Below are 13,103 nucleotides of genomic sequence, written 5' to 3' on the forward strand. Positions count from 1 at the left end.
TTTAACAATTGACTGCGTCCTTTTGACAGTATGTCTAATGAAAGAGGCAAAGGAACAAGAGATAATAAAACCAATAATGAAAGGGAGGATCACAAATGAGCGTGATTAAAAATGAAACAGCGGTTTTAAAAAATTTCATTAATGGGGAATGGGTCACTGCGGTCAGTTCCCAAACCCTTGATGTAACAAATCCGGCTACGAATGAACTGATTACAAAGGTTCCTGTTTCCTCAAAGGAAGATGTTGATCTTGCCGTGCAAGCCGCAAAAGAAGCATTTAAAAAGTGGAAAAATGTCCCGGTTCCAAAACGGGCGCGAATTTTCTATAAGTTTCATCATCTATTAACTGAAAATCACGAGGAGCTTGCCAAACTTATTGTGTTGGAAAACGGCAAAGCATACAAGGAGGCCTATGGTGAAGTCCAACGCGGCATTGAGTGCGTCGAATTCGCTTGCGGTGCACCTACCTTAATGATGGGAGAGACCTTGTCAGGGATTGCCGAGGACATTGACTCAGAGATGTTCCGTTATCCTTTGGGAGTTGTTGGCGGCATTACCCCTTTTAATTTTCCAATGATGGTGCCTTTATGGATGTTCCCATTAGCGATTGCCTGTGGCAATACGTTTGTATTAAAGCCATCAGAGCGTACCCCAATTTTAGCTAGTAGATTAGCAGAATTGTTTACCGCTGCTGGCGCACCAAAAGGAGTACTGAATGTGGTGCATGGTGCCCATGATGTAGTCAACGGGCTACTCGAGCATAAAGACATTGCCGCGATTTCCTTTGTTGGGTCACAACCGGTTGCTAAATATGTATATGAGCGTGCTGCAGCGGAAGGAAAGCGGGTTCAGGCCCTATCTGGCGCCAAAAACCATCATATTGTGATGCCAGATGCAGACTTGGATAAAGCAGTCCAACATATTATCAGCTCCACATTTGGAAGTGCCGGTCAGCGCTGTATGGCCTGCAGTGCCGTGGTAGTTGTGGGCGATAACGAACCATTTGTAAAAGCCCTGGCGAAAAAAGCTGATGAATTGATTATTGGGAATGGAATGGATGAAGAAGTGTTGTTAACTCCGGTGATCCGTAAAGAACACCGTGAAAAAGTTCTCGGCTATATTGAAAAAGGAATTGCCGAGGGAGCAGAGTTAATTCGAGACGGCCGTGGTGAAATGAATGATCTGCCACAAGGTAACTTCCTTGGTCCAACGATTTTTGATCACGTGACCCCGGATATGACCATTGCCAGAGATGAGATTTTTGCTCCGGTCTTAAGCCTGCTGCGGGCAAAGGATCTGGATGAAGGTCTGGACTATATCCGTAAATCCCGCTACGGAAACGGCGCAACCATTTACACCAACAACGCCAAAGCTGTCCGCCAATTCCGCGAAGAAGCCGATGCCGGAATGCTTGGGATCAACGTAGGCGTCCCAGCCACCATGGCCTTCTTCCCATTCTCAGGCTGGAAAGACTCCTTTTACGGTGACCTCCACGTCAACGGCAAAGACGGCGTGAACTTCTACACGCGTAAAAAAATGATTACTTCTAGATTCGATGCCTAATAAACACATAGATTAATAGCATATAACTTATATAAATATAACTAATGGTGACAGGCACCCAAATTTTTTTGAAGTGGAAGGGGGAGATAGAATGGTGAAAACGGATCGTTCACAGGAGGAATTATTGGAGAAAGATGATCAATTTGTATGGCATGCGATGAAACCATTCAGCCCAAAGTCTACAATTGTGGCGGAACGGGCAGAGGGAGCATGGATTATAGATGTGGATGGGAAACGGTATTTGGATGCTATGGCAGGGCTTTGGTGTGTGAATATAGGCTACGGAAGAACAGAACTAGCCGAGGCGGCCTACGAACAACTGAAGGAGTTGGCCTATTTCCCACTATCCCAAAGCCATGTTCCAGCGATTAAGCTAGCGGAAAAACTAAATGAAATGCTCGGGGATGAGTATGTCATTTTCTTCTCCAACAGCGGGTCCGAGGCAAACGAAACGGCCTTTAAAATCGTCCGCCAATACCACCAACAAAGAGGAGAGCACAATCGCTATAAAATCATTTCCCGCTACCGCGGTTATCACGGAAATTCGATGGGATCTCTGGCCGCCACCGGGCAGGCCCAACGTAAATTTAAATACGAACCTCTCGCACCAGGATTTATTCACGTGTCGCCGCCTGATTCCTATCGGGATGATACACATGTCTCGGACCCAAAAGAGCTTTCCTCTGTTAAGGAAATTGACAGAACCATGACATGGGAGCTCAGTGAAACGATCGCAGCCCTGATAATGGAACCAATTATTACGGGAGGCGGTGTACTGGTTCCGCCTGAAGGATATATGAAGGCAGCGAAGGAAGTTTGCGAGAAACACGGAGCACTATTAATCGTCGACGAGGTCATCTGCGGTTTTGGCCGGACTGGAAAACCATTTGGCTTTATGAACTATGGGGTCAAGCCAGACATTATCACCATGGCCAAAGGCATCACCAGTGCTTATCTGCCACTTTCGGCAACGGCCGTGCGCAAAGAAATCTACGATGCTTTTAAAGGCACAGAAGAGTATGATTATTTCCGACATGTCAATACATTTGGAGGAAATCCGGCTGCCTGCGCACTAGCTTTAAAAAACCTCGAAATCATGGAAAAAGAAAAACTGTTTGAGCGCTCAAAAGAGTTGGGTGAGAGGTTACTAAACGAACTGAAAAATCACTTGCAGGATCACCCTTATGTCGGTGATGTCCGTGGCAAGGGGCTTTTAGTCGGCATCGAACTGGTTAAAGATAAGAAAACGAAAGAACCTTTGGATGTGGCCCTTGTCAATCAGGTTATTTCCAACTGTAAAGAAAAGGGAATTATCATCGGAAAAAATGGAGCAACGGTTGCAGGGTTCAATAACGTTTTAACTTTAGCACCGCCACTAAGTATCGAGCAAACGGATCTTGACTTCTTAATAAAAACCTTAACGGAGTCGCTGCAAAAAATTAAATAGTGGGTAGAAGTTTGTTAATACTAAATCGTTTAGTTTTATGAGGAATACTAAATAATTTAGTACCGTTAGTTAGATTCTCAAAATAAATGGGCTATTTAATTTAGTTGATATACTATGGTGTGTGATGAAAAATGCTTCGAATAGCATTTGTTATGGGGGTAAATTTGTAGGCGTGATAATTTCTACTAGCGTTTCGAAACATTAGTAGAGAATGTAAACTGGATCCAATGCATCAAAAAAAAATTATCCAAATTACAGAAATTCTAACGTCTTCGGACAAAGGAAGCCCAAATCAAGGAGGCGTTGTCTGAAGTTCGGGCATCTTCAGACTAGGAAAGGTCAAAACGAGGCAGCGCTGTCTGAAGTCCGTGCGTCTTTAGACAAGGAAAGCCCAAATGGAGGCAGCGTTGTCTGAAGTTCGGATATTTTCGGACAAGGAAAAGTCCAAAACGAGGCAGCGTTGTCTGAAGTTCGGATATCTTCGGACAAGGAAAAGTCCAAAACGAGGCAGCGTTGTCTGAAGTTCGGGCATCTTCGGACAAGGAAAGCCCAAAACGAGGCAGCGTTGTCTGAAGTTCGTTCGTCTTCGGACAAGGAAAGCCCAAATGGAGGCAGCGTTGTCTGAAGTTCCTTTTATCTTTTCCCATGCACAATCGTTAAAAGCCCTCATTGGTGACACGCCTCGTTTTATATTGACAAACAAGGTCGATCGTGAGGAGCTAACATCAAAGCAACACCTTTCATCCTTTCATTTCAATACAGCCCAAAAATTCATTCATATTAAATTTTCAAAAAACTATCTTGACTTTTCCACCAAATCTTTAGATAATCATAGTTAATTAAATTCGGAAATGGCAAGGGAATAGTAAATCATTGGAACGTGTTAGAGAGTGAAACCCATCGGCTGAAAGGTTTCTCACGGAAAGCTGATTGAACCTGCCCTGTTAGGCTGCTTATGAAAACATAAGCCGTTTTCCCACGTTACGGGTTTAAAGTGGATGCCCAAAACACAATCGGCATCAATAAAGGTGGTACCGCGGAACGACTTTTCCGTCCTTTGACATTCAAAGGACAGATGAGTCGTTTTTTATTTTTTCAAAAAGAAGGGTTTAACATGAAAAAACAATTGGTGGTTGTCAAAATTGGGAGCAGTTCGCTTACTTCTGTATCCGGAACGCTTTCAGAAGAAAAAATCAGAGATCACGTCGAGGCACTGGCTCATTTAAAACAACAAGGACACGAGGTGATTCTCATTTCTTCCGGTGCTGTGGCGGCTGGCTTTGGAGCTCTTGGTTATCCATCACGTCCCAAAACTGTTGCCGGAAAGCAAGCTGCGGCAGCCGTTGGGCAAGGACTGTTAATGCAGCATTATATCCAGCTTTTTCAAACACAAAACATCGTCCCAGCCCAGATTTTGTTAAGCAGAGAGGATTTTTACAGTAAAGTCAAATTCCAAAATTTGTTTAACACGATGAGTGAGCTGCTGCAACGCGGAGTTCTACCAATCATCAATGAAAATGATTCAGTGGCCATCGAAGAGCTAACCTTTGGAGACAACGACATGCTATCAGCGTTAGTTAGTGGATTTTTGCATGCCAATGCCCTCATTATCTTAACAGACGTAAACGGAATTTATGATGGTAATCCAAAAGGTAACAATGATGCGAAAAAGTTCAACTTCATCCCAGAAGTTACGGATGAACTGTTCAGCATAGCGGGTGAAAGTGGATCTTCCGTTGGCACCGGTGGTATGAAATCCAAGCTGATGGCAGCAAAAAAAGCTTTGTCTCTTGGCGTCAGTGTCTTTGTCGGTACTGGATCAGGCAAGGAAAAATTGGCTGATATTCTCGTAGGAAAAGGGGACGGCACCTATATCGGCGGGCCGTTTCAGACGCAAATGCAAATGCGTAAGCAATGGATTGCCTTTCACTCACAGGTAGGTGGGATCATCGAAATTGATGAGGGGGCCGAGCTGGCAATCGTCCAAAAAGGGAAAAGCCTGCTTCCGGTAGGAGTCACGAATGTCCAAGGTGAATTTAGTGCGTTAGATGTGGTAGAGGTTCGTAATCAAAAAGGAAAAATCATTGGCAAGGGTCAGTGTTATTTTTCCGCGCAGGATTTAGTAAAAGTAAAAGGGTTGCCAAGTGAACAATCGAAAGCCTTCTCCATTAATAAGCGGGCTGAGGTGATTCATCGGGATAATTGGGTCATTATAAGAGAGGAGTGAGGAAAAGTGAATGAACTTATTGAAAAAGCCGGGAAATTAAAAACTGCTTCAAAAACATTGGGGATGCTCACGACAGAGGAAAAGAATCACGCATTAGCCAAAATGGGAGAGCAAATTTTAAAGGAAAAATCATGGATTCTCCAAGAAAATGCGAAAGATATTAGAGCAGGTATCGAAAATGGTCTTTCCGAAGCTCTGCTCGACAGGTTGTTGTTAACTGAGGAGCGTATTGAGCAAATTGTTGATGGCATTCAACAGGTCATTACTTTAGAAGATCCAATTGGAGAAATTGTAGAACAATGGGAGCGACCAAATGGTTTGTTCATCCAAACCGTAAGAGTTCCTCTCGGAGTCATTGGCATGGTTTATGAAGCCCGTCCCAATGTAACAGTGGATGCTGCCAGTCTTTGCTTGAAAGCAGGTAACGCCGTCCTGTTGAGAGGCAGCACTTCGGCGTTAAACTCAAACAAGGCCTTCGTACAGGTAATGCAAACAGCTTTATCCCAGTCATCGATCCCAAAGGATTCCGTTCAATTATTGGAGGATACCAGCCGGGAAACAGCTTCAAAAATGTTTAAACTGAATCAATATCTTGATGTCCTGATTCCAAGAGGTGGGGCAGGCTTAATCCAATCCGTGATCCAAAATGCAACGGTCCCAGTACTCGAAACCGGAGTTGGGAATTGCCACGTGTATATTGATGAAACGGCTCAAGAACAGATGGCAATCGAAATAGCGGTTAATTCCAAATTGCATCGACCTTCCGTCTGCAATGCAGCAGAAAGCTTGTTAATTCATGAACACTGGCCATATACTGCCAATCTAGTAAACTCACTACACGACAAAGGTGTTGAACTTCGCGGGGACGAACCATTAGCGAACGCGTATTCTTTTATCCAAAAAGCTACGGAAGAAGATTACCATACAGAATTTTTAGCACCAATTTTAGCGGTGAAATTAGTCAAAGATGTTAAAGAAGCCATCCAACATATCGATCAATATGGAACGAAACATTCTGAAGCCATTGTCAGTGAAAATGTCGAAAACGTAAACTTATTTTTCCAATCCATTGATGCAGCTGTTTTGTATCATAATGCCTCTACCAGATTTACGGACGGAGAACAGTTTGGGTACGGGGCCGAAATCGGAATTAGCACGCAAAAACTGCATGCCCGCGGGCCGATGGGCTTAAAAGCCATCACCACAACAAAATCAGTGGTTCGTGGAAATGGTCAAATTCGTTCATAAAACTCCTTATTATTAGGAGTTTTATTTTTTATTGGATGAAAACCTGTTATACTTAAAATACAAACATATATTCTATTTTCGAAAAAGTTGGTGGACAAGTGGCGCATGAAGTAAATATATCCGTTAGGTCTTTAGTAGAATACGTTTACAGCAGCGGCAGCATCGATTCCCGTTTCCGATCACAATCCACATTGGTAGATGGAACAAGAGCGCATCAAAAAATCCAAAAGACATATAAAAAAGAAGACCAAAAAGAAGTCTATCTCCGGGCAGAAATCCGATACGAAGACATTACCTTTATCGTGGATGGACGCTGTGACGGATTATTAGTGGATAATGAAACGATTACCATCGATGAAATTAAGTCATTCTCCAAACCATTGGACCAAATCGAAGGGGATGGCTCCCCCGTACACTGGGCCCAAGCCAAAATGTATGCGTATATGTACGCCCGTGATCATCAACTAACCGAAATCTCTGTTCAGCTTACCTATGTCCATCTTGAAACAGACCAGAAAAAATATTTTAAACAATCTCTTACTTTTTCTGAACTGGAACTATATGTGAAAAAAGTATTGGACATGTACGCACCCTATGCCAAGCTGCAGATTCAACATCAAGCCAACCGAAATCAGAGCTGCAAAGAACTTCCATTCCCTTTTGAAGCCTATCGTGAAGGCCAACGAAAACTGGCGGGAGCTGTATATAAAACCATTTTGGATGAAAAAAATTTATTTGCCAAAGCTCCCACCGGAATCGGAAAGACCATTTCTACTCTTTTTCCATCGGTCAAAGCAGTGGGGGAAGGCTTGGTCAATCGCCTGTTTTATTTAACTGCCAAAACCACCACCAGAAAAACAGCCGAAGAAGCTTTCTCTCGCATGGAAGCTCATGGGCTGTGTATGAAAAGTGTAACCCTGACGGCAAAGGATAAAATTTGTTTTAAAGAGGAAGCCAAGTGTAACCCTGAATATTGTGAGTTTGCCAATGGTTATTATGATCGGATTAATGGGGCCATCCTTGATATATTAACACTTGAAACCTGTATGAACCGTGATGTAATTGAAGCCTATGCCCGTAAGCATCAAATTTGCCCATTTGAGTTTTCTATTGACCTTGTTTATTCCGTTGATGCGATTATATGTGACTATAATTATATTTTTGATCCAAAGGTTGCTTTAAAACGGCTATGGCAGGAGCAAAAGAAATCTACCGTGATCCTGATCGATGAGGCCCACAATCTGGTAGACCGTGGCCGGGAAATGTTTTCTGCCTCCATTCAGAAAGACATGTTTCTTCAATTAAAGAAGGAAACAAAGGGGATTCATCAAACCATCTATGAAATGTCCAACAGGATCAATTCCTGGTTCCTGTCTTTAAAAAAGGCACATGAAGGAAAAAAGGAATTTATATTAGAAGAGGTGGATGAGTCTTTAAAACTGCTTTTGGAGCAATTTAATGAGGCTGCTGAGCAGGTGCTAAAAGAAGGGAATCTCCCTGTTTTACTCGATACCTACTTTAAAGTATTGCATTTTTTAAAAATCATGGAAATGCTTGATGCACATTATGTGATTTACGTAGAAAAACAAAGAAATGATTTTGTGTTAAACCTGTTCTGCATCGATCCTTCCTCATTTATACAGCAAATAGGACAAGGTTTCAGGTCAATAGTATTTTTTTCTGCCACTCTTTCGCCACTTCGATATTATCAGGACATCCTAGGTGGGGATGCAGATGATTTTGTAACCACCATCCCATCTCCGTTTAAAAAGGAACAAGTGGAGGTTTTGGTTAAACCTTTATCTACGCGTTATCGTGATCGGGAGCAAACAAAAGAACAAATTGCCTTTACGGTTAACTCCTTAATAAAGCAAAAGCAAGGGAATTATTTGATATTTTTCCCTTCCTACCAATACTTAATGGCTGTATATGAAGAATTTAAAAAGTTGGATCCCTATACGGATACGATTCTACAAGACGTGGGAATGTCGGAAATGGACCGAGAAAACTTTTTAGCGGCCTTTCAACCAAATCCATCCAAACCATTAGCAGGTTTTACGGTTCTTGGTGGCGTATTTTCAGAAGGAGTGGATTTACCCGGGGATCGAATAACTGGAGTCATGGTGGTAGGGGTTGGTTTGCCACAGCTTTGTTTTGAACGAAATCTCATTAAACAACACTTTGATCATAAAGGGAAAAATGGTTACAACTATGCCTATGTCTTTCCAGGAATGAACAAGGTGCAACAGGCAGGGGGCAGGCTGATCCGTTCTGAATCCGACCATGGCACCATTTTGCTTATTGATGATCGCTTCTTACAGTTGCCCTATCACGCATTACTGCCAGAGGAATGGCAATCTTTTACCACTATTTAATCAGTTAGATTAATCGAATTGGTATAAAGTTTGACTAATTAGTCAAATTTCAATAAAATTAGATTAATTAGTCGAACTAACTGAGATAAGGTGTGTGTAATGAAAAATCCAATTTCGATTTTTATTTTAGATGTCAGCAATTCTTCAAATGATGAAATGGGTATTGAACTTTCCCATTATTTGGACCAGCTTGTTATTTGGATTTCGGAATGGACAGATGGAATAGGTCCGATAAAGATAAAACATCGAGCGGGCGATGAAATTATTTTTATTGGTTATGGCTATTCAACCGCCTTTATCATTGCCTATTATGTAAACTGGATATGGAAATTTAAACAACATAAACCCTATTTTGGACTTTCATTTGGTGACATTGAAAGAGAGCTAGAGGAAATCGACATTGAAAAATGGATTCATCCGTTAATCAAACAAGCTAGGTATGCGAATGATTTAATAAAACAAGAGTCCAGAAGAACACCCTTTAAATTTGAATTGGATCAATTTTATATCCATGATCCTCTTCAGGAATCTTTTACGTTCCATCATTATCGTTTTGAATTTGAACAATTACTAAATTCGCTATTAACAGCGCAACAGTGGTTGATCAAAGAGCAAACGGATATTCAAGAGCAAGTATATAGGTACTATTTAATCCTGCAACAAAAAAAAACAGTGGCAGCGTTATTAGGAAAAACAGCTTCGACCATTTCCAGTCACTTTAAAAAAGGGAAGAGCGAAGAAATTCATCAAATTTTTCAAGAGATCCACCGTACTCTTTATTCACTGCAGAAAAAAATGCACCAGGATGACCAAGAGAATTTGGAAAGTAAAGAGTTAATGAATTCCATTCAGAACTATCTAAAAAATCATTACGGAAAGATCATTAGTTAGGTTTAATGGAAAGGGGAAAGCATGCTATTATTAAGTCTTATTTTGGCACATTTAATTGCTGATTTTTATCTGCAAACAGATGCTATGGTGAAAGAAAAGCTGAATCATTTAAAAAAACATATTCTACATCACTTTGTCATTACTGCTCTTGTTTTAATAGGATTCTATTTCAGTAATGTAAACCATACCACGATTTACCTTCAAATTATCATTCCATTACTTGTTATTGTTGGATCACATTACATGATTGATCTATTAAAAATTAAAATCCTTGATACCCTTCATTTCCAGAACGAAGGGAGTATAAAGCGACTGGGGTTTTTCGTACTGGATCAACTCCTGCATCTTTTTGTGATTTTACTGAGTAGTCATTATTTTATCGGAATCGACATGTCCAAGATTCTTAGCGTTTTTCAAGTTGGACATCCGTTAAATCCCCTCAATGCGATTTTATTTATTTTGATCATTATTATCCTAAATACCAGTGTAAGTGGCCATATGATTCGGATCCTATTAGGATCTTTGCCCACTCAATTATTGACCTTTGAAGGAAAATATTCTTATAAAACTGGCATGGAGGAAGAGTTATTCCATAAGAAAGGGAATATTGGCGTAACAGAGGAATTTCATTATCCGATTTTTAGCGAGAATGATCTTAGACGTGGAAAAATTATTGGCTATATTGAAAGAATGCTAGTTTTAATCATGACCTTTTATAACGCCTACCCAGCAATTGGATTTATCGTTGCTGCCAAATCAATTGCTAGGTTTAAGCAAATGGATGACCGAAATTGGGCCGAGTATTTTTTATTAGGCACGCTGACATCCATGTTCATTGGGATTTCACTTGGAATTATTCTTAGACAAGTTTTAACCTAATCATAATATTAAAAATTAGCTGTCCCACTGCCGATAGCTAATTTTTTTTTGAAAAATGGTGACAAAATGAAAATCATTATCATATAATTAACAAAAAGTTGCACGAGGTCAAAACTTTGAAAAAGGGGAAAGAGTGATGGATAAACCTAAAATAATCAAATTAGTGAATGGGGAAAAAGGAAATCTGATCAAAATTACATCCATCCATTTGGACGGTGTTATGAGAAGAAGATTGCTAGACTTAGGGTTTGTAGCAGGTGCATTTGTGGAGGTCATCCGTAAAAGTCCATTAGGCGATCCTATTGCGTTTCGGGTTAGCCAAACGACCATTGCCCTACGTAAAGAGGAAAGCTCTAAAATCGAAGGGGAGCTGATCATCGATGGGAAATGAATATCGAATAGCGTTAGCCGGCAACCCAAATACAGGCAAGAGCACACTGTTTAATGCACTTACTGGCCTGAGGCAGCATACAGGGAACTGGGCAGGAAAAACGGTTTCCTTGGCACAGGGTAGCGTTCAGCACAAAGGTCACACCTTTAACCTGATTGATTTGCCAGGCACCTATTCCCTTTTTTCCAACTCAAAGGATGAAGAAGTCGCAAGAAATTATATTGTATTTGAAAAACCGGATCTAACTCTTGTGGTGCTTGATGCCACCTCTTTAGAAAGAAATTTAAATCTAGCCTTGCAAGTATTAGAAATGACGAAAAATGTATTGATTTGCATTAATTTAATAGATGTTGCAGAACAACAGGGCATTCACATCAATGAACGCTTATTGACAAACAGATTGGGCGTGCCCGTCATTAAAATTTCAGCCAGAAATAAAAAAGGTTTTCCGCTACTGCTAGACACCATTGAACGGATTGTGACGGGGGCCATAGAATGTCAGCCAGTCCAAATGAAATATCCAGATGAGATTGAAGAACGAATTCAAAAAATCGAGCCGAAAGTCCGAGAAATCGTCGGGGATCGTTTTTCTTCACGCTGGGTAGCACTCCGGCTGTTGGATGGAGATGAAACATTACTCAAAGAGCTGGGCGGTCGTTTGGTTCCAGAGGGGGCACTTTAATGGAAATGGAACAACTTTATAAAGAAGCTCAAACACTATCAACTGCGAAGCTTCGCGATGATATCGTCCAACAGCTGTATGAACGAAGTCACCAGCTTTGCCGAGAAGGGATCACCTATACTAAATCTAAGCGAGATACGAGGACTGAAAAACTCGACGCATTCTTGACTTCCCCCATATTTGGCTTTCCGATTATGATTGCCATTCTTGGATTAATTTTTTACATCACGATTGCTGGGGCAAATGTTCCTTCATCGATGCTGGCCGAGTTTTTCGGTTCGTTAGAAAAATACATTACTTCCGTTTTCACCTATTTACATGCCCCTGATTGGCTAAACGGCATTTTAGTCCTTGGCTTGTATAGGGGAACAACATGGGTCATAAGTGTAATGCTTCCGCCAATGGCTATTTTTTTCCCAACCTTCGCGTTGCTGGAGAATTACGGATATTTGCCGAGGGTAGCCTTTAATCTTGACCGCATTTTTAAAAAAGTAGGCGCCCATGGGAAACAATCCTTAACAATGGCGATGGGATTTGGCTGTAATGCCGCGGCTGTCATATCCACTAGAATTATCGAGTCGCCTCGTGAAAGGATGCTGGCGATTCTAACGAATAATTTCGTCCCTTGTAATGGCAGATGGGGAACCTTAATCGTGTTGGCATCGTTATTTATGGCCGCAAATTTTACCAATGGTGTGAAATCACTGGTGACGACAGGTGTCATCGTCGGCATTGTTCTTTTCGGTATCTTGGTTACCTTTTTCGTTTCCTGGGCCCTTTCCAAGACGGCTTTAAGAGGGATTCCTACGCATTATACACTGGAGCTTCCTCCATACAGGCGCCCTAAAATTTTCGATACCGTCATCCGTTCATCTGTAACGAAATCATGGTCTGTTCTCGTGAGAGCCGTTAAAGTGGCAGCCCCAGCAGCGATTTTAACCTGGGTATTTGCGAATATTTATATTGGTGATACAAGTATTTTGATGTATGCCGTAAATTTTCTCGATCCGTTTGGTAAGTTGTTAGGGCTAGATGGATATATTATGATGGCGTTTATACTAGGGCTACCGGCTAACGAAATTGTCTTTCCCATTTTATTAATGGGCTATTTATCGACTGGTGCGTTAACTGAGGTAGATAGTATGAGTGACTTACGCAATATTTTGGTAAACCATGGTTGGACCTGGTTAACCGCACTCAATATGATGTTGTTTTCATTACTTCATTATCCGTGCGGCACAACACTCATCAACATTTATAAAGAAACAAAAAGCATCAAATGGACTTTCGTCTCTTTTGCTATTCCTACCGTCATTGCCATTATTGTTCCGCTTGTCATAACCCAAACGGTTAAATACCTTGGTCTCATTTAGATTTGGAAATTGATGTATGTCAATACAA

The 13,103-nt window shown here is 41.2% G+C and carries 10 protein-coding genes and 1 other annotated feature; all 10 genes read left to right on the forward strand.

Annotation, left to right across the window (positions count from 1 at the left end):
* Positions 1 to 95 precede the first annotated feature (95 nt).
* The 10 genes from ACI3K6_RS03740 to ACI3K6_RS03785 all read left to right on the forward strand — a co-directional run bounded on the left by ACI3K6_RS03740 (position 96) and on the right by ACI3K6_RS03785 (position 13,075).
* Complete coding sequence (locus ACI3K6_RS03740; protein WP_435553769.1) at positions 96 to 1,562, forward strand: CoA-acylating methylmalonate-semialdehyde dehydrogenase; 1,467 nt, start codon at positions 96 to 98, stop codon at positions 1,560 to 1,562.
* 91 nt (positions 1,563 to 1,653) lie between these two features.
* Positions 1,654 to 3,009 (forward strand): aspartate aminotransferase family protein, encoded by a 1,356-nt coding sequence (locus ACI3K6_RS03745; protein ID WP_435553770.1) that lies wholly within the window; start codon positions 1,654 to 1,656, stop codon positions 3,007 to 3,009.
* A gap of 848 nt (positions 3,010 to 3,857) precedes the next feature.
* Positions 3,858 to 4,070: a binding site (T-box leader), on the forward strand.
* A gap of 53 nt (positions 4,071 to 4,123) precedes the next feature.
* Entirely contained in the window at positions 4,124 to 5,236 is a 1,113-nt protein-coding gene (proB, locus tag ACI3K6_RS03750) for a glutamate 5-kinase (protein ID WP_435553771.1), read from the forward strand.
* A 6-nt stretch (positions 5,237 to 5,242) separates the two neighbouring features.
* A complete protein-coding gene (locus tag ACI3K6_RS03755) occupies positions 5,243 to 6,484 on the forward strand; it encodes a glutamate-5-semialdehyde dehydrogenase (RefSeq protein WP_435553772.1) in 1,242 nt (413 codons plus the stop codon).
* Positions 6,485 to 6,582: 98 nt separating this feature from the next.
* Complete coding sequence (locus ACI3K6_RS03760; RefSeq protein WP_435553773.1) at positions 6,583 to 8,859, forward strand: ATP-dependent DNA helicase; 2,277 nt, start codon at positions 6,583 to 6,585, stop codon at positions 8,857 to 8,859.
* 99 nt (positions 8,860 to 8,958) lie between these two features.
* Positions 8,959 to 9,750, forward strand: coding sequence for a hypothetical protein (locus ACI3K6_RS03765; protein ID WP_435553774.1), 792 nt, complete (start codon positions 8,959 to 8,961; stop codon positions 9,748 to 9,750).
* Between the two features lie 21 nt (positions 9,751 to 9,771).
* Positions 9,772 to 10,629, forward strand: a complete 858-nt coding sequence (locus ACI3K6_RS03770; protein WP_435553775.1) for a DUF3307 domain-containing protein — start codon at positions 9,772 to 9,774, stop codon at positions 10,627 to 10,629.
* A gap of 136 nt (positions 10,630 to 10,765) precedes the next feature.
* Complete coding sequence (locus ACI3K6_RS03775; protein WP_435553776.1) at positions 10,766 to 11,020, forward strand: FeoA family protein; 255 nt, start codon at positions 10,766 to 10,768, stop codon at positions 11,018 to 11,020.
* A complete protein-coding gene (locus ACI3K6_RS03780; protein ID WP_435553777.1) occupies positions 11,010 to 11,702 on the forward strand; it encodes a FeoB small GTPase domain-containing protein in 693 nt (230 codons plus the stop codon). Before ACI3K6_RS03775 ends, ACI3K6_RS03780 begins: the two co-directional genes overlap by 11 nt.
* The gene (locus ACI3K6_RS03785) at positions 11,702 to 13,075 is read left to right on the forward strand and encodes a nucleoside recognition domain-containing protein (RefSeq protein ID WP_435553778.1); all 1,374 of its coding nucleotides are present in this window, start codon (positions 11,702 to 11,704) and stop codon (positions 13,073 to 13,075) included. The genes ACI3K6_RS03780 and ACI3K6_RS03785 overlap by 1 nt, the downstream gene beginning before the upstream one ends.
* The last annotated feature ends 28 nt before the right edge of the window (positions 13,076 to 13,103 follow it).

Origin of the sequence: Neobacillus solisequens, from assembly GCF_051233465.1 — a bacterium.
GTDB lineage: Bacteria > Bacillota > Bacilli > Bacillales > Cytobacillaceae > Neobacillus.